This window comes from Acinetobacter sp. PC34 (assembly GCF_051789135.1).
In the GTDB taxonomy this organism is placed as follows: Bacteria; Pseudomonadota; Gammaproteobacteria; order Pseudomonadales; family Moraxellaceae; genus Acinetobacter; species Acinetobacter johnsonii.
Window position 1 is genome coordinate 1632042 of record NZ_CP196664.1, and the last position, 16155, is coordinate 1648196.

Consider the following 16155-nt stretch of genomic DNA (forward strand, 5'->3'; position numbering starts at 1 on the left):
ATGTTCTGTCATCTGTTTTGATAGGCTTGCAAAGTTGAGTATTCATTTGCATATAATTTGAAAAGTTTTTAGTCGTTCGTTTGATATACAGGTATAAGCGCGGTAGTGCTTGCCTAGAGTGCATATTAGAAAGAATACATGTGCTTGGTTAGTAGCGAGCTTTTCAGTGGGGTTCTTTTCTTTCATATTTGTATAAAGAGATATAAATTTTAAAATTTATAAACTGAATGAACGAAAAAGCTTGATTTAGGTGCAGATTCGTCAAAAATAGGGACTGGGAAAAATCAAAGCTTCATTTTAGAATTTCAAAGCCTTTTAAGTTTCTGGGAGTAAATATAATGATAACGAACGTATCGCCAAAAAAATGGCTACTCATGAGTTTGGGGGCGATGTTGCTTTCAGGTTGTGCGACAACCTCTACAGACCCAAGTCGTCAAAATGTGGGTACCACAGGTTTACTCATTTGTGCGCAGAATGAGCTTTGTCCAGTGGTCACTGTGAGCTGGAATGAATCGAACAAAGAGCTGCTTAAGTTAAAAATTCATTTGAGCAGTACTTACAATAAATATGAGATTCATAAAGTTGAGTTTACAAATGAGAAAGACTTTCAAACTTTTGCTGTCACAGGGCCAACTGAGCATGATCATGTGTTAGGTGCCAACCGTTCGACCAATTATATTTTAGCGCCTGTAAATTTGATGAGTAAGTTAAAGGGAACGGATTCGATCAAGATGGATATTTATACGGATAGAGGTATTATCTCTCGATATGTGTATAAAGATGGCGTCTCAGCTCCAATTTTGGGTGAGTTCCAAAAAGTTTATCAATAAAAGAAAAAATCGCCATCTGGCGATTTTTTTTGCTTATAAGTGAGAGAAAACTAAAACTTGCGAGGACATAAGATCTCATTTTCAGAAGGTATTCTGTCTATAGGGACGTAAACATTGGGCCTTTGACGGATGAAAAGTCAAGCTGAATAGCCCGAAATGCACTTTGATGTATCAATCTTAAAAATAGAAATATATTTTGCACAAAAAATAAACTTTCTCATACGCTGTTGCTGTCAATCTAATCAAAAAAATTGGCATGTATTCTGCTTAGTTCTAGGTATTACAAAAACCTTTTTTGGTAATACCGAAAGGAGCAACAAATGTCTAAACAATTCAAAGGTGACTTAAATGCATTCTTCACTGTATTTAAACAGCTCGTGGTTGCCATCTTAAGTGCTAGAGCGGGCATTTATATCAAGCAAGACCCACCAAAAAAAGGATAAGCACGTGCCGAAACATAAATTGGCACGGATCAGCATCACTGTGCCTGAATTAACTGTCGATGCATTGGATCAGAAAATTGTTGATCAGCACTATGAAAGCCGTTCTCAAGCCATTGTCGACATGATCAATAAACATTTGATTGCGGATCAGGAGCAACGTAACGCCGTGATGGTGGGGACGTTTACCTTGCTCTATGACGCCAGTGTTACGCCACTTAGAGTCCAATTGCTGGACTTACAGCAGCAGTTTTTAGAACAAGTGGTCAGCTCACTACATATTCAGTTAGATGAGCAAAAAATTCTAGAAGTGATGATTTTGCAGGGCTTAACTACAGAGTTAAAAGCATTAAGCCAGCAATTCATTGCTTTGAAAGGTGTGATCAAAGGGCATTTGGAGTTGATGGATGCAGTGATGCCGCCGATTCCACAAAATGAAAAACAGAGCGCGTTGAAATCGTGACCATGTTCACCGCCCTCAATGACTCACTCTATACATAGCAAGTTTAAACATTTACAGCATCGGGAAAATTGCATCATGATTAAAAAAGCGTTCTTATCAGTCTCTATTGTTTCGACTATTTTATTGGCAGGTTGTGATAACACCGCCAAAATTCCTGAAACAAAAAACAGTGCATCTGAGAGCACAGCCACCAAAAACATCACGATTGGCTACAGTGATTGGCCGGGTTTTGTTGCATGGCAAGTGGCAATTGAAAAAGGTTGGCTCAAAGAAGCAGGGTTGAATGTTGAGTTTAAATGGTTTGATTATTCATCATCGCTTTCTGCTTTTGCAGCCAATCAGCTAGATGCAGTACTGGTGACCAATGGAGATAATCTAGTCACAGCCTCTGGGGGCACTCAAGGTGTCATGATTATGGCGACAGACTATTCCGCAGGTAATGACGTGATTATCGCAAAAGATGGAATTAACAGCATTGCCGATTTAAAAGGCAAAAGTATTGCCACTGAAAAAGGCTTAGTTGACCATTTATTGCTAAGTACAGCACTAACAGATGCAAAAATTAAGACCAGTGACATTAAATTGGTCAATTCTATGACCAATGAACTTCCACAAGTTTTTGCAAGTCCAGACATTGCTGCAATTGCGGTCTGGCAACCTGTAGCCAATCAAGCGTTGAAGTCTGTTGCAGGGTCTAAAATTATTTATAGTTCTAAAGATAAGCCAGGTTTAATTTATGACACGCTGACTGTAAATATGAGCCATCTTTCTGCCAATAAAGAAGATTGGAAAAAGATGATCCAAGTGTGGGATAAAACAGTCAAATATATTAATGACCCTGCAACACATGAAGACGCCGTGAAAATTATGTCTAACCGTGTTGGCGTCGATCCGAAACAATATGAACAATTTATTGGCGGGACGCATTTACTCGATTTGACAGCCAATAAAACCGTCTTTAAAAAAGGTTCAGGTTTTGACTCGATTTATGGCTCAAGCTACCATGTAAACAAATTCAACGTTGAAAATGGTATTTATAAAACAGAAATGGATGTTGATGGTGCAATTTATCCAGCTTTGGTTGAAGAGTTAAAGTAAGATTTCGTAGAAACTAAAAGCCCAAGTTAACTTGGGCTTTTTTTGTATGAGTGTGTTTAAAAAGCAAAGAAAGATCTAATTTTAAATAAAGAGTAGATTTTAAGGCATGTATTTATAAATGCGTACTTTTAGAAAACACATGAATAATCACGATGCCGATAATCATAAAACTTAAACCAACAACCGCCGCAAAGTCGAGCTGCTGTTTAAAGTAAATCCAACCGACTGTAGAAATAAGAATAATGCCCGCACCTGACCACAGTGCGTAAGCTAGCCCCATAGGGATCGATTTAAACGTTAGACCTAAGAAAAACAGTGCAATTGCATAACCGATAATGGTTAAAACGACAGGTAAAGGTGCAGTGAAACCATTGGTTGCTTTTAATGCAGAAGTCGCGAGGACTTCTGCAATCACGGCGATCAATAAATAGAGAAAAGCCATAACTTATTAAAGCTCCCTTACGCAACCACAGTTGCATGATGCATGAGGTGATGTTGTTCTTGTTTCAGCCAATCCTGACTGTCCGCCGTGGTAGATGTTACATTTTGAAAAGCGTATTCAGGTTCATACACATCCACGACAAACACCAACTGATATGCTTCGCCATCGATCAATTTACGCTGTATGAGGGTTTTAGTATCAAAGACTTCAAAACCGTCTAGAATGAGTTGCTGTTGAGTCATTTGGGTGCAGCTTGAATATTGAATGAGTTGATCCTGAGTTGAAACTGATACTTCATAGCTTTCAATTTGATTTAAGTCAGAAGGACTTTGCTCCACATAAGAAAGAACCCCTAACGCGTCTATATTCTGTTGAATATGGGGTAAACGTGACTGTGCATATGCCATATGCTCACCGCAGATGATGAGACCGCCATCGAGTGAAATTTCTTGCTGCGTGGCAACATGTACGGCTTTGACTAAGCGTAGTCCTAAAAATAAACCTATACTGGCTTGTTGACGCCAGTCTTCAACATAGGCATTACTTGGTGAAAACTCCAAAATACAATTGCCAATGCTATGTAGGGTTGCAGGCTCAGGCCACTGGGTATGGTTCTGATAATTGCTACTTAGCACCCATGACAATGATGCAGTTTGTGCATCCCAATGCGTATAACCGACCCATGCTTGACGCTCTACGATAGGTGTATCTGTTACTGATTTGAGACGTAGGTCAATGGTGAAGCTCTTGGACTGAAACCAATACACAATCGTATTTTCATCAGTCAAACCATTGTAAAAGCTAATACTCTTACGCCGAAATGCGCCCATTAAATAGGTTGGTACATTGCCTGAAGCAGCTGTGATAGGTTTTAGTTGACTTAGAGTTTCGAATAAATTCATGGGGTGTACTCCATGTTTGACTCAGTCAGACCAAAAGAATAAAGCGGAACGGCATTCTTTAAGACCAACTCACCACTGGCTACACGTTGTTTTAAATAATGAAAGGTTTGAGCCGTTTGATTAAACAAATGTTCTCCACCTGCCAGTGGCGCATATTTAGGTGGCTCATTTGTATTAATCGGTTGGATGACATAGTCATAGTCACAAGAAAAAAATAAAGGGAAGGAGTAGCGTTCTTGTTGGACTTTTTTGACCCGATGTTTGGTGGCTAAATATTTGCCATTGGACAAGATTTCCATCATGTCACCAATGTTCATCACCAACGTATTTTCAAGCAGAGGAATATCAATCCATTCGCCTTGCTTAGTAAGGACTTGTAAACCGGGGGCTGTGGGGAGTAATAAAGTAAAGCACTCATAGTCGGTATGCGCTCCGATGCCTTCTGCATCTGTCGCTTGAGGGTTATATGGATAGTGAATGAGGCGTAACTGGCTGGGTGCATGTTGAATATGTGCATCAAAAAAGTCTTCTTTTTGCTCTAAAGCCAGCGCAAAACAGCGAAACAGCTGATGACCAATTGCTTTTAAGTGCTGATAGTACTGCGAGACATGACGTTTAAATGCGGGATCATCTGGCCATTGTGTTGGGCCAAGTAAGGGATAATTTAATGCAGACCCTTGATAGTCATAATTCACATCATAAGATTCTTTTAAATCGTAGCTGTTACTCGAAAACTGTTCTTCACCTATAGGCACATAGCCACTATGATTCAGCGATTTGCCAATATAATTTTGCATTTTGAGTGCGTCATCTTGGGCAAAATAGCGCTTCGCGATGTCACATAACTGTGCAAATAATGCAGGTTTAAATTGATCACCTTTGAGGTAGAGAAAACCAACTTCTTTGCAGGCCTGATCAAGCGCTTGAGCAACTTGCATATGGTCATCTAGATTTGGGCTATTTAAAAGGCTGATATCCACCAGTGGAAGGACATATTTATCTTGCATAGTAAAATCCTCGTGTTGGCCGTCCAACAGTGCATAAAACCTAAGGGTCGTCCCTCAGGCTAGATCAATGAATTATTTATGCGTACTAATTTGGGTCATACGTGGAATTTTGGGTAAATCTTCCAGTGCTGGATCGAGTTCTTCTTCTTGTGCATGTACTAGGAAATCGACTCGCTCTCGAAGTAGCTTAAAGGCAGGGCTGGACATCAGTTCAGTGTTTCGTGGACGGGGTAAATCCACTTCAATAATTTCTTTAATTTCCCCAGGATTGGCTTTCAGCGCTACGATACGATCAGCCAGTAAAATAGCCTCATCCATATCATGGGTTACAAAAATGATGGTGATATCAATGTTTTGCCATAGGTCCATTAGGTGTTTTTGCATTTTCTGACGGGTATGCGGGTCAAGCGCACCGAAAGGTTCGTCCATCAGTAAAATTTTCGGTTCATTGACTAAAGCACGGGCAATCGCAACACGTTGCTTCATCCCGCCAGACAGTTGATGCGGATATTGGTTTTCATACTTCTCTAAGCCAATAATATTGATCCATTCTCGTGCAGCCGCTTCGGCTGAGGCATGACTTGCACCTTTCATCAGTGGACCAAACATCACATTTTCTTTAACCGATTTCCAAGGAAATAAGGTATAGCCTTGAAACACCATGCCTCGCTCTGGGCTAGGGCCTGAAATGGGCTGTCCATCTACTAGTAATTCGCCACTGCTATATGGGTCTAGACCCGCAACAACACGACTAAAGGTCGATTTTCCACAACCAGACGGGCCAATCACACAAATAAACTCTCGCTTATGAATTTTCAAATTGAGTTGATTTAAAATCGTGCGTGAGTTTTTACCATGCTGAAAAACTTGACTAAGTTGTTTGGCCTCTAAAATGACAGGACGTTGATAAATGTGATCAAAATACTGACGAGCATTGAATTCTGGCGTTCTTATATCTGTAGTTATCATTATTTTGCTCCCGCTTTCCATTTAAACAGATGTTGTCCGAGTTTCATTAAAATCACATCACAGACCAAGCCAATCACCCCAATAATTAAAATCGCAGCATAGACATTGTCAAAGTTCTGGTAGCGTGCTTGCTGGGTAATAAACCAAGTGATCCCTGTGGTGGTGCCAATCAACTCAGAGACAATCAAGTAGGTCCACGCCCAGCCCAGCAAAACACGTAAATCACGGTAAATATCGGGTAACGCCGCTGGAATGACCACGTGAAACAGACTTTTTACTTTATTCGTCCCTAGGGTATAACCCGCTTCAATCAGCCCGCGGTCCACCATACGCGTAGTATTGGCAATAATCAGAATTTGCTGAAACAGCGTCCCAATCACGATGATGGCAATTTTTGGTGCATCATTAATGCCTAATATTGCAACAGCCAGTGCACCAAAGGCAGGCGCAGGTAAGTAGCGAAAGAACTCAACAAAGGGTTCAGTGAGCTGGGAAATTTTGTTGGAAAAACCACATAAAATCCCCAATGGAATACCAACGAGTGATGCAATAAAGAAAGCACTAAATACAATCTTGATACTGTGCCAAAGACTTTGATGAAACCATGGTGCATCGGCTTGAGTGGGTGGTGTCGTAAATGCCGTCACTAAGGCTGTCGCAACTTGGTGGGGTGCTGGTAAATAAATAGGATTGACCAAATTACCTTGCGGCGGTTCAGTGCCTGTATTGACGGCATTTTGCGCTTCTGCATAGAACACACTTTTGTCTACACGGCTACCGATTTGTAAAAAAGAGACACTGCCAGAGTTGGTGATTTGTACTTGAGGATGCCAAATAAATGGTAAATAACTCACAGCACACCAAATGAGGATTGGTATTAGAAATGATCCAAAGCCCAGCAATATTTTGCTTTGAGGACTGAGTTCTCGTGCGACATAACCCATAGTTGCTTAGCCCCGATATTACTTTTTTTATAAAACGTAATACTGTTAAGCAAAATGAATGCCAAATTTGTAGTGCTATTGAGTGTTCACCTATGTGCTAATTGTTTAAATAAAAACAGCCTTTGACCTAAATATGTTTTAAAATGCGCTATCGATAGATTGACGCTCAAAAGGGGCAGCATCGCATGGCACAAAAGTCACAACAATCTGCATTGAATGAATTAATTGCGGAACAAAAACTACTGTGTGAAGAATTTGACTCGGCTTATGTTGAAGTAAAAGGTGATGATGTCGTTGCTGTTGCTGTGCATACTTTGAATCAAGAACCCATTGTCGGTTTACGTAAAAAGCCAGAAACTGAAGAGAATGTCGCTTGGTTTATTTATGGTGGTGAATTGGGTGAAGGACAAGACTTTTTTACAACCATGACTGTACGTGAGTTACAAGATATCTTGCCTGACGTACTTCCATACTTGGCTTTAAGTGAAGGTTATCGTTTTATGATTGATGGCGATGACTATGAAGACGTATGGAAAGAAGGCGATGAGTCTTAATACATGAAAAAACAAACATGGACGTTGCTTAGCCTTTCATTATTTTTATCATCGTTTCTATCAACCCTGAGTTATGCAGAAATAACGAAGCTGACTCAGGCACAGTATGATCAGAAGATGGCTGAATATACAGCAACTGTGAATTCAACCAAAACCGTTTTAGATGCAAAAGATAATCCAGCGACAGCAACAGAAATGAAAACCGCATTTTGTCAGCGTATGGATGCATATCATCAAATTGCTGCGCTATCTAAAGCCAATATTGAGTTAAGTACCGCTTCAGTGATGCTGATGGTGGCCAACCGTTATCTTGAGCAGCAAGAAAAAAGCCTGACCGATGCAGGGATGAATGAAAGTGCCTTCTGTCCAACGGCTAAAGCTTTACAAGTTGAAGATACGAAACGATTAAAAAGTAAAGTAACCGAATAAGACAGCATGAAATTAGTGTGGATATTAAGATCTAATTTATTGTTTCAGGATGCTGTATAAATAGACAATGTCCTCGATTGTGTTAAGATAAATAAAAATCAACCATCGTTTGAGTAGGAGTTGGTGTATGGCAGCTTATACCGACATTAAAGTAGGCAAATATGAGGATGATATGATTCCTAAACTTGCCATTCATGCTTTTCATGATGCTTTTCAAAAAGCAACCACTCGTTCGTCTGTAGTTTATGCAAAAGCTGAACAATTGGTTGAACGCGATATTCATGGCAATGAAACTGTTTTACAAGACTTAAGTCATGCTTATGTCGATGTAGGCGTTTTACCGAAACTGACACGTAAAAAGAAACACGCAACCGTATAGATTGATATGCCACCTCGACAACCTAGAATAAGAATGTTTGCAGGGCCGAATGGTTCTGGTAAAAGCACTGTTAAAGATTACCTCTTGCCCCAACATATTGGGGCATATTTAAATGCAGATGAACTGGAACAAAACTTAAGACAGAGTCAACGCATTGATTTATTGCATTATCATCCTTCCTTAAAAGCTTTAGAGTTGGTCACTTTTCTAAAAAGTAAGAAGCGTCCTCAAGCGGGACAGTTCGTGGCCTTACTTGCGCATGAACCAATTGTGCTAGATGAATGGAAGATCGAGTTTAAAACCGAAGAAATTGATTCTTATCTCTGTGCACGCATTATTGACTATATCCGGCTTGAGTTTCTGCGCTTAAAAGTCAGTTTTACTTTTGAGACGGTCATGTCACATATCTCTAAAGTTGAGTTTCTCCGAGAAGCGAAACGTCAGGGTTATAAAACCTATCTATATTATGTCTCAACAGTAGATCCACAAATCAATATTGCCCGAGTCAAGTATCGCGTCAGTGTGGGTGGTCATCCTGTTCCTGAGCAGAAAATTATTGAACGTTACTACCGTAGTATGGATCTGCTCATGCAAGCCATAGAGTGCTGTGATCGAGCCTACTTGTTTGATAACTCTTCTGACGGTATACAAGCGTCTTTTCTTGCAGAAATAGAAGCAGCTGAAACCTTAAAAATGAATGCCGCCGTGTCTAAGCTCCCAATATGGTTTGCAGAACGGGTATTATCAGAATTTCAATAAACTGCTCAGAAAAAGAGCAGATTATTTTATCCTTTTTCATGTGTCTGCCCGCATAAAAAAATATTCAAAAGTCGTAAATGTGTTTCATAAACTGAGAATAATACTCATGATGTAGAGATGTGCCCTAATTCTATTCAGTTTCTTTAAATGAAAACTATCATGAAATAAAGCGAGAGAAGTTAAGTATTTCTAATCTAAAAAAGGGCTGAATACAAAATCCCTCGGGGATATATTCAAGCTTTTTACGTTATTGTGAAGAATAACTATGTAAAAAAATGCTTTAAGGTGTTATCTAAAAGACTAAAAGCTTCGAGAACGGACGGGTAGTGCCATTCAAATATCTAAAGCTAGATGAAAGACCCCGTAGACAGTGACCATAGACATGCATAGCATCCATAGATACAAAGGACGCTTGATTATTTTTTAATTAAATATATTATTAAAACATATATTGTTTTAAGGCGCTTACCAATGCATGATTTTGCGTGGTCTTTTATAGGTGGAATATTACTCGGCATCTCCGCCGTTGGATATTTATATACCAATGGACGAATTGCAGGAATCAGTGGTCTGGTCTCTCAAGTTTTAAACTTAAAAGGGATCATAAATACGCCTGCACTGTGGTTTTTATTGGGCCTGTTCATTGTTCCGTTTATATATGCCGCTTTTGTTCAGCCAGAAATCTATATTGAAGCTACACCTTTCATGTTAATTATTGCGGGCGTATTGGTAGGTTTTGGAACTCGCTTAGGCTCTGGTTGTACCAGCGGGCATGGTATTTGTGGTATCAGTCGTTTATCCAAACGTTCAATCATCGCTACAATGAGTTTTATGTTCGCAGGCTTTATTACTGTGTATGTTGTCCGTCATATGTTTGGAGCAATCTAAAATGAAAAATGTTTGGGCATTCATTTGGGGTGGATTATTTTCAATTGGTCTCATGCTTTCAGGAATGTCGAATCCTGCGAAAGTGATTGGCTTTTTAGATATTTTTGGGCACTGGGATGCCAGTCTAGCTTTTGTGATGATGGGGGCGATTGCGATTGCATTTATTCCTTTTCAAAAAGCTGTACGTCAGCCACATCCACAAACCTTTTATGGTGAAGCCATACAACTTCCTAAAAATACGAAAATCGACAGAAAACTGATCTTCGGAAGTCTGCTATTTGGTATAGGCTGGGGAATTGCGGGAATTTGTCCTGCGCCGAGCTTTACTTTGATTGGACTGGGTTATTATCAAGCGATCTATTTTATAATTGCGATGTTCGTTGGTGTACTGCTACATCGTAAAGTAATGGAGAAAATGCCATGATGCAAATTGCTCAAGTAAAAGCATTTTTTGATACAGCGAGCAACACGTTTAGTTATGTGGTGAGTGATCCCGACACTCAGTGTTGCGCCGTGATTGATAGTGTATTGGACTATAATGCAGCATCGGCAACGACCAAAACAGAGCAGGCCGATTTAATCATTGCTTATATTCAGGAAAATAGCCTAAGCGTAGACTGGATTTTAGAAACACATGTGCATGCAGATCATTTAAGTGCTGCACAGTATTTAAAGCAAAAACTAGGTGGAAAAATTGCGATTAGTCATAAGATTGAGATCGTACAACAAACTTTTGGTGAGATTTATCACTTAGATATTAAGAGTTTAAATGCCAAGCAGTCATTTGATTATCTTTTTGCAGATCATGAGATATTTTTGATAGGCAACATAAAAGCATATAATATTCCGACACCAGGGCATACACCTGCGTGTCTCAGTTATGTCATTGGTGATGCTGTTTTTGTCGGGGACACGTTGTTTATGCCTGACTATGGGACGGCACGTTGTGATTTTCCAAAGGGGAGTGCGGCGGCTTTATTTGATTCAGTGAAGACTTTGTACACATTGCCAGATCAAACGCGGATGTTCTTATGCCATGACTACTTACCCGAAAGTCGTGATCAATACCAATATGAGACATCGGTTTATTCGCAAAAGCATAAAAACATTCATATCAATACTACAACGGGAAAAGTTGATTTTGTCGAGATGCGAAACCGCCGTGATGCAACGTTAAGCATGCCAAAATTGATATTACCAGCAATTCAAATCAATATGTTTGCAGGCAAGTTCCCTCAACCAGAAGACAATGGTATTCCTTACTTAAAAATTCCGCTGAATTATTTTTAAAATACAAAATTAGTAAGACTTAAGGCATTCGGCATCTTTTCATTTGCTTAGAATCTGATTCAAGAATCTAATCTGATATTAAACAGACATGTACATCATGCTTTTAAATTTAGCCTAAGCTAAAATCTCCCACTCAAAATAGCCTAAGCAAAATTGAGCTTAATATAAAAAGTCATTTGATTTATTTCCATTAAAAATTCAATATCTATAGTAATCAAATAAAGTAAGTTTCATATGATCCTAAATCATCAATTTCATCAAAATGAGCAGCCGCGTGCAAAAACATTGGTCTTTGTTCATGGTTTATTTGGCAGTTTAAGTAATTTAGGAATGTTGGCTCGGGAGTTTTATTCAAGCCACCATGTATTACAGGTAGATGTACGTAATCATGGCTTATCGTCACATTCCAATGTGATGAATTATGAGGTCATGGCAGCTGATCTAATTGAAACTTTAGATGAACTCAACATCGAACACTTTTCTTTGATCGGGCATTCGATGGGTGGAAAGCTGGTGATGAAAGTGACCGAACTCGCAGGAGATCGACTAGATCAACTGGTGGTGTTGGATATTACGCCTATTGCTTATAAAGAAAATCATCATGAGCAAATTTTTAAAGCGCTCATTGCAGTACAAAAAGCAGATATTGAAACACGTCAACAAGCCATAGAAATCATGCGTGAATATCTCAAAGAAGAAATGGTGATTCAGTTTCTCTTGAAATCTTTTAGCAAAGGGAAGTGGTTGTTTAATGTAGATGCACTGTATCAGAACTATGCCCAAATTCTGTCATGGGAAAATATAGAAACATGGCATAAGTCTGCATTGTTTATACGTGGTGGAAACTCACCTTATGTAGCAAAGCCAGAATATATAGAAGCTATCCAATCGCAGTTTTCTCAAGCCCAGATTCAGACGGTGGCAGATGCTGGACACTGGTTACATGCAGAGAAAACTGCGCAAGTTTTGCAAATCATCACTCAATATTTGAGTCAGCCTTCAACCTGATTAACTCAAATTCGCAGCTGAAAGTTGTCCTTCAGAGGTCAGCTTTTCAGCCATTTCCGCAGTTTTCTTTAAATTCGGCATTCGAAATTCGGTATGGCCATAGTCTTGGATCGACTTCCAACGTCCGCCCCAAGTTAAACCTACAGATTCTGCAACTTCACCATAGAGCTGATAGCCACGCATTGCCCATGGGTCTCGTTCAGAAATAACGACTTTTCCATCCCGCTTAAATGCGACATCCGCCGCCAATCCAAATTGGTGGTAACTCTGATAACCACGCGCCAAAGTCGTATTTTTATTGCTGGCTAAAGAATTCTGACGCTGCGGGCTACGATAGCCTTCCAGTAAAACCAGTTCATATCCATGCTGCTCACGCATTATTTTAAATACCATCAGTAGACGTTGTTTATAGCGTGGGTTCATTTTGTGCCACTTACGGTCAGCCGTTGCTAAATTGTCATGTGAATGAGTTGAATGTACATCCTGAATACTTGGATCGTAACTCAAAGCACTGGCTTGAATAGAATTATTATTAAGATCCGCTTGCTCAAGCATACTTGCTTCAACTATGGCCGCAGCAACTAAGGATTCTTCGATCTCTGGTGGCGGAGACAAAATTTGTCCATCAAGTAGGGCATAAATTTGTGGATCCGATTGTCTTAAATAATCCGCTTCGATTTTAGTGGGTGTGACGGGGCTGGTAAAAGCAAACATTAAGATGCTGGCAAATAGAAGTAGGCCCGCAACCAATATCCACCACTGTTGAATATGCCAATGTGATTGCAATTGCTCAGGCGCAGCAGCATGATTTATATGCTGTGCAAAATGACGAGCGGATTGAAATCTTTGTTTTCCTTGAGGAATTAACCCGACAAAAAAGCCAGCTAATTTTGCTCTAAGTTCATAGGACAGTGCTAAACCGAGCCCTAGTGCCAGGATTAGAAAAATCGAAAAAATAGCATAAATCATAGTCTGATAGTAGCTGGCATTGGGGCTTCGACGGCACGAGTTGTAATCTTGGTTTGTACACTGCCTGTGGGAGATTCTTCGGATTTTTCCACAGGCTGTTCTGATTTAGTCACTTTGCCGTGATTTTTATCTTTCGGTGTAGCCGAACTTTGCGTTGACGAGTTTTGTTTCTTATTTTCTTTTGGTAAGGGCTGCGGACTAGCACTCTTCATCGATGGTGCAGTAACTGTTTCAGCTGGACGAAGAAAAGCTCTGCTTAATTCATCTTCTTTGGGTTGAGGAAAATCAGCAGGCGGCTCAGTTACATTTGAAGGTTGAACACTTTTAGAAGGGATGACTTTAGTCGCTTCAAAAATAGCTTCGGGTTCCCGCGTCGGGGCTTCATTATCGACTGAGGGTTCAGTGACATCGACGCTAGAATTTTGGCTAACGTGTATTGAATCATTTTTTTGTTGTGTAAAAAAGTAAGTAAAACCAAGAGTGGCCATCAATAAGACACCACCCAAAAAACCACCAAATGCATAGAGCATAGGTGAAATATTTTTCTTTTTTGTAGACGTCAAAATTTTGACTGAAGTCCGTTTTTCATGAGCCATGGAGTTAGTTCTTAGGGTAAATGAATAGTAATATGTGCCTGTTCTGTTGGCGTAGAAATGACATTTTCATATGTGGCCAAAGAATTCGTACTTTGCTTTGATAACATATAGCGCAAGCCTGCAAAGGATAAGAGCGCGAATAGGATTAGAAAAAGTAAAATCCAGTAAAAAGGAAGCTCACGGTGAATCATGTGTTTAATTTGATCGGGGAGCGATGCAAAAGGAGAAAAGGCAGCCTTTTTTCCTTTCAAATAGTCAATTTCATCGCCCACACGTGCGACCAAATGGTTTAAATTTTCTATAGATTCAATGCGATATCTACCATGAAAACCCAGGAGCATGCAGTAATGATAAACTTCAAGTGCGGCTAATCGACTATTTCCTTTACGGCGTAACTCTTCTAAAATTTCAAAAAAACGATAACCCGCAAGTTGCGAGCCAAATAAACTAAGCTGTAAGGGACTGATTAACCAACTATTTTGTAGCTCGAAAAATTGTGCATCTTGCTGAGTCACAATGGTTTCATCTAATAATGCACAGTAAGCATATTTAGCATCTTGAATGTCATCTGATGAAAATTGTAATTTTCGAGCTTGGTTTTCAAAACGGTTGAGTAGGACAAGAATTTTTTCACGAAATTCAGTCGAACTACTCGGTATATATTTGTTTTTTAATAAAAATACAATATAAAAACCATCATGGAGTAAGTCAACCAAGTTGGTTGTACTGGTGACTTTGGCGGTCATGGGCTGAGTAATTGAACCAGTTCCAATTTGTCCATCATCAAAAAGTGAAGGGGCATTATTCATGATTCATTTCCTTAGCCATTCATCACAGCAATCAATTCAACAGCAATATCTTGGAAACCCGCTGGAATATAAATACAAATCGACTCGGCATCCAACATGCGTTGGTATAAGTCATTATTCGGTTCAATTTCAAAGTAACTCACACCAGATCGCACTGGAATAGCAGTTGGAACCTGCATTAAATGATGCAAAGGAACTGCAGGGAGTGCAGCGATGACACGTTGTTCCACATCTACGGTATTGCCCACTTTAAAGCGCAATGGAACCAATTGAATCAGTTCTTGGCTTTGCATCATGCTGCTTGAAACAGCCAAGTAAAGTCTTGAATCTCGGGTGATTTTATCTGACTCTAAACTGCCTAACCAATAGGATGGTCGTGTTTCTTTGAGTTGGATACTGATGTAGCGGTTTGAAATAATCGTATCTAATAACTCACGTAGAATGAAATCGAGCTGACTAAAACTTTCTTGTAAATTATGATGTTGGTAGCGAGGTAAATGATCAACCTCATGAGCCGTTGAAAAAGTCAGCAATGAGCCAGTCAAACGTAATAATTCAAAGAATAGCCGCTCTGGATGGATATGCGGGTATTGCAATAAATGATTCAACGTCGCGTGTGCTGTGTTGAGTGCATTAACCAGCCAAAATGACACAATGTCGCCAGAGCGAAATTCAATCAGTTTTTGCTCGTTTTCTCGATTATTACTTTGAATGGTTTTAATTTTCGCTTTGATAACATTTAAACTGCGTTTCAAACTCGAGATAAGATTTTCAGAAGATTCAATATGCAAGATAGGCGGAATAAAATGACGATCAAATTCAAATTGACCTGAGCTTTGACGTTTAATTTTTGCTAAAGCTAAATACAAAAAACCATCCAGCTCTTGATTCGGTTCTACGTTCGCCTCTAACAAGCGAAACTCTGCACGGCGGCGCAATAAGGTGATATCTGCTGCAATTGCATCTGTAAATAAATCGTGGGTTGAGGTCAGATAAGAGTGGTAGCGACCGAACTGCGTACTATTTTCAGCGCTCACATTTTTCTTATTGGCTTGTACAATCGGCAAAGCCAAATAAACCAAGATTTCGCCACGTAAATTCAGTTCATCTAATAACACTGGCTCTGGCAGTAAATCACGTGTCGGCGCTTGATAGATTTCACCATCTTGCCAAATCATACTAATACTTTCGAGTGCCAAGATATGTGTGTGTAACTGTGCCTCATCAAATTGAATATTTTGAATGCCATAGGCAAATGGAATCGTGGAACGAATGGTATGATTCAGACGTTGTTCATGATACGCATCTTGTAATTGAAAATGTTGAGGGCGTAAAAATAGACCTTCACCCCAAAGTATTTTTTCTGCTTTAAACATTTA

21 protein-coding genes are annotated in these 16155 nt (G+C 39.6%); 12 read left to right on the forward strand and 9 right to left on the reverse strand.

The window, feature by feature from the left end; translation table 11 throughout:
* Positions 1-338 precede the first annotated feature (338 nt).
* The 4 genes from ACSC9N_RS07930 (at position 339) to ACSC9N_RS07945 (ending at position 2831) form a co-directional block, all read left to right on the forward strand.
* The gene (locus ACSC9N_RS07930; RefSeq protein ID WP_029575028.1) at positions 339-830 is read left to right on the forward strand and encodes a hypothetical protein; all 492 of its coding nucleotides are present in this window, start codon (positions 339-341) and stop codon (positions 828-830) included.
* Positions 831-1150: 320 nt separating this feature from the next.
* On the forward strand, positions 1151-1273 hold the full coding sequence (locus ACSC9N_RS07935; protein WP_256732956.1) for a hypothetical protein: 123 nt from the start codon (positions 1151-1153) through the stop codon (positions 1271-1273).
* Between the two features lie 4 nt (positions 1274-1277).
* Positions 1278-1733 carry a CopG family ribbon-helix-helix protein gene (locus ACSC9N_RS07940; RefSeq protein ID WP_010326746.1) on the forward strand — a complete coding sequence of 152 codons (456 nt, stop codon included), beginning with the start codon at positions 1278-1280 and terminating at the stop codon, positions 1731-1733.
* A gap of 75 nt (positions 1734-1808) precedes the next feature.
* Entirely contained in the window at positions 1809-2831 is a 1023-nt protein-coding gene (locus ACSC9N_RS07945) for an ABC transporter substrate-binding protein (protein ID WP_010326745.1), read from the forward strand.
* A gap of 112 nt (positions 2832-2943) precedes the next feature.
* Here ACSC9N_RS07945 and ACSC9N_RS07950 read toward each other — a convergent pair whose 3' ends face one another.
* The 5 genes from ACSC9N_RS07950 to ACSC9N_RS07970 all read right to left on the reverse strand — a co-directional run bounded on the left by ACSC9N_RS07950 (position 2944) and on the right by ACSC9N_RS07970 (position 7095).
* Positions 2944-3273, reverse strand: a complete 330-nt coding sequence (locus ACSC9N_RS07950; RefSeq protein WP_010326744.1) for a DMT family transporter — start codon at positions 3271-3273, stop codon at positions 2944-2946.
* Positions 3274-3290: 17 nt separating this feature from the next.
* Positions 3291-4175 (reverse strand): hypothetical protein, encoded by an 885-nt coding sequence (locus ACSC9N_RS07955; RefSeq protein ID WP_010326743.1) that lies wholly within the window; start codon positions 4173-4175, stop codon positions 3291-3293.
* Positions 4172-5182, reverse strand: coding sequence for an isopenicillin N synthase family dioxygenase (locus tag ACSC9N_RS07960; protein WP_010326742.1), 1011 nt, complete (start codon positions 5180-5182; stop codon positions 4172-4174). Before ACSC9N_RS07960 ends, ACSC9N_RS07955 begins: the two co-directional genes overlap by 4 nt.
* Positions 5183-5254: 72 nt before the next feature.
* Positions 5255-6151, reverse strand: a complete 897-nt coding sequence (locus tag ACSC9N_RS07965; RefSeq protein WP_010326741.1) for an ABC transporter ATP-binding protein — start codon at positions 6149-6151, stop codon at positions 5255-5257.
* A complete protein-coding gene (locus ACSC9N_RS07970) occupies positions 6151-7095 on the reverse strand; it encodes an ABC transporter permease (RefSeq protein ID WP_010326740.1) in 945 nt (314 codons plus the stop codon). Before ACSC9N_RS07970 ends, ACSC9N_RS07965 begins: the two co-directional genes overlap by 1 nt.
* Before the next feature lie 185 nt (positions 7096-7280).
* Here ACSC9N_RS07970 and ACSC9N_RS07975 point away from each other — a divergent pair, with 185 nt between their 5' ends.
* The 8 genes from ACSC9N_RS07975 to ACSC9N_RS08010 all read left to right on the forward strand — a co-directional run bounded on the left by ACSC9N_RS07975 (position 7281) and on the right by ACSC9N_RS08010 (position 12402).
* Positions 7281-7649 carry an immunity protein Imm33 domain-containing protein gene (locus tag ACSC9N_RS07975; protein ID WP_004693046.1) on the forward strand — a complete coding sequence of 123 codons (369 nt, stop codon included), beginning with the start codon at positions 7281-7283 and terminating at the stop codon, positions 7647-7649.
* Positions 7650-7766: 117 nt separating this feature from the next.
* Positions 7767-8078, forward strand: a complete 312-nt coding sequence (locus ACSC9N_RS07980) for a hypothetical protein (protein ID WP_394998859.1) — start codon at positions 7767-7769, stop codon at positions 8076-8078.
* Between the two features lie 127 nt (positions 8079-8205).
* Entirely contained in the window at positions 8206-8457 is a 252-nt protein-coding gene (locus ACSC9N_RS07985) for a hypothetical protein (RefSeq protein ID WP_010326738.1), read from the forward strand.
* A 33-nt stretch (positions 8458-8490) separates the two neighbouring features.
* On the forward strand, positions 8491-9216 hold the full coding sequence (locus tag ACSC9N_RS07990; protein ID WP_010326737.1) for a hypothetical protein: 726 nt from the start codon (positions 8491-8493) through the stop codon (positions 9214-9216).
* A 471-nt stretch (positions 9217-9687) separates the two neighbouring features.
* Entirely contained in the window at positions 9688-10104 is a 417-nt protein-coding gene (locus ACSC9N_RS07995) for a YeeE/YedE family protein (protein ID WP_010326736.1), read from the forward strand.
* 1 nt (position 10105) lies between these two features.
* On the forward strand, positions 10106-10528 hold the full coding sequence (locus ACSC9N_RS08000) for a DUF6691 family protein (RefSeq protein ID WP_010326735.1): 423 nt from the start codon (positions 10106-10108) through the stop codon (positions 10526-10528).
* Positions 10525-11394 carry an MBL fold metallo-hydrolase gene (locus tag ACSC9N_RS08005; RefSeq protein WP_439036132.1) on the forward strand — a complete coding sequence of 290 codons (870 nt, stop codon included), beginning with the start codon at positions 10525-10527 and terminating at the stop codon, positions 11392-11394. The genes ACSC9N_RS08000 and ACSC9N_RS08005 overlap by 4 nt, the downstream gene beginning before the upstream one ends.
* 234 nt (positions 11395-11628) lie before the next feature.
* On the forward strand, positions 11629-12402 hold the full coding sequence (locus tag ACSC9N_RS08010; protein WP_010326733.1) for an alpha/beta fold hydrolase: 774 nt from the start codon (positions 11629-11631) through the stop codon (positions 12400-12402).
* Here the strand turns inward: ACSC9N_RS08010 and ACSC9N_RS08015 are convergent, their stop codons facing one another.
* From ACSC9N_RS08015 to tssK, 4 genes are read right to left on the reverse strand one after another with little or no spacing between them, the layout of a single operon-like run.
* On the reverse strand, positions 12403-13371 hold the full coding sequence (locus ACSC9N_RS08015; protein WP_094148609.1) for a M15 family metallopeptidase: 969 nt from the start codon (positions 13369-13371) through the stop codon (positions 12403-12405).
* On the reverse strand, positions 13368-13967 hold the full coding sequence (locus ACSC9N_RS08020; RefSeq protein WP_130235031.1) for a hypothetical protein: 600 nt from the start codon (positions 13965-13967) through the stop codon (positions 13368-13370). Before ACSC9N_RS08020 ends, ACSC9N_RS08015 begins: the two co-directional genes overlap by 4 nt.
* A gap of 11 nt (positions 13968-13978) precedes the next feature.
* Positions 13979-14776, reverse strand: coding sequence for a type IVB secretion system protein IcmH/DotU (gene icmH, locus ACSC9N_RS08025; RefSeq protein ID WP_005399426.1), 798 nt, complete (start codon positions 14774-14776; stop codon positions 13979-13981).
* An 11-nt stretch (positions 14777-14787) separates the two neighbouring features.
* On the reverse strand, positions 14788-16152 hold the full coding sequence (tssK, locus tag ACSC9N_RS08030; protein ID WP_439036133.1) for a type VI secretion system baseplate subunit TssK: 1365 nt from the start codon (positions 16150-16152) through the stop codon (positions 14788-14790).
* Positions 16153-16155 lie beyond the last annotated feature (3 nt).

Bases quoted from the DNA above. Each gene is read 5' to 3' on its own strand.
- ACSC9N_RS07930 (WP_029575028.1), top strand. From the start codon at position 339: ATGATAACGAACGTATCGCCAAAAAAATGGCTACTCATGAGTTTGGGG.
- tssK (WP_439036133.1), bottom strand. From the start codon at position 16,152: ATGTTTAAAGCAGAAAAAATACTTTGGGGTGAAGGTCTATTTTTACGC.
- ACSC9N_RS07950 (WP_010326744.1), bottom strand. From the start codon at position 3,273: ATGGCTTTTCTCTATTTATTGATCGCCGTGATTGCAGAAGTCCTCGCG.
- ACSC9N_RS08010 (WP_010326733.1), top strand. From the start codon at position 11,629: ATGATCCTAAATCATCAATTTCATCAAAATGAGCAGCCGCGTGCAAAA.
- ACSC9N_RS07970 (WP_010326740.1), bottom strand. From the start codon at position 7,095: ATGGGTTATGTCGCACGAGAACTCAGTCCTCAAAGCAAAATATTGCTG.
- ACSC9N_RS08000 (WP_010326735.1), top strand. From the start codon at position 10,106: ATGAAAAATGTTTGGGCATTCATTTGGGGTGGATTATTTTCAATTGGT.
- ACSC9N_RS07980 (WP_394998859.1), top strand. From the start codon at position 7,767: ATGGCTGAATATACAGCAACTGTGAATTCAACCAAAACCGTTTTAGAT.
- ACSC9N_RS07985 (WP_010326738.1), top strand. From the start codon at position 8,206: ATGGCAGCTTATACCGACATTAAAGTAGGCAAATATGAGGATGATATG.
- ACSC9N_RS07975 (WP_004693046.1), top strand. From the start codon at position 7,281: ATGGCACAAAAGTCACAACAATCTGCATTGAATGAATTAATTGCGGAA.
- icmH (WP_005399426.1), bottom strand. From the start codon at position 14,776: ATGAATAATGCCCCTTCACTTTTTGATGATGGACAAATTGGAACTGGT.
- ACSC9N_RS07960 (WP_010326742.1), bottom strand. From the start codon at position 5,182: ATGCAAGATAAATATGTCCTTCCACTGGTGGATATCAGCCTTTTAAAT.
- ACSC9N_RS07935 (WP_256732956.1), top strand. From the start codon at position 1,151: ATGTCTAAACAATTCAAAGGTGACTTAAATGCATTCTTCACTGTATTT.
- ACSC9N_RS08020 (WP_130235031.1), bottom strand. From the start codon at position 13,967: ATGGCTCATGAAAAACGGACTTCAGTCAAAATTTTGACGTCTACAAAA.
- ACSC9N_RS07990 (WP_010326737.1), top strand. From the start codon at position 8,491: ATGTTTGCAGGGCCGAATGGTTCTGGTAAAAGCACTGTTAAAGATTAC.
- ACSC9N_RS08005 (WP_439036132.1), top strand. From the start codon at position 10,525: ATGATGCAAATTGCTCAAGTAAAAGCATTTTTTGATACAGCGAGCAAC.
- ACSC9N_RS07965 (WP_010326741.1), bottom strand. From the start codon at position 6,151: ATGATAACTACAGATATAAGAACGCCAGAATTCAATGCTCGTCAGTAT.
- ACSC9N_RS08015 (WP_094148609.1), bottom strand. From the start codon at position 13,371: ATGATTTATGCTATTTTTTCGATTTTTCTAATCCTGGCACTAGGGCTC.
- ACSC9N_RS07955 (WP_010326743.1), bottom strand. From the start codon at position 4,175: ATGAATTTATTCGAAACTCTAAGTCAACTAAAACCTATCACAGCTGCT.
- ACSC9N_RS07945 (WP_010326745.1), top strand. From the start codon at position 1,809: ATGATTAAAAAAGCGTTCTTATCAGTCTCTATTGTTTCGACTATTTTA.
- ACSC9N_RS07995 (WP_010326736.1), top strand. From the start codon at position 9,688: ATGCATGATTTTGCGTGGTCTTTTATAGGTGGAATATTACTCGGCATC.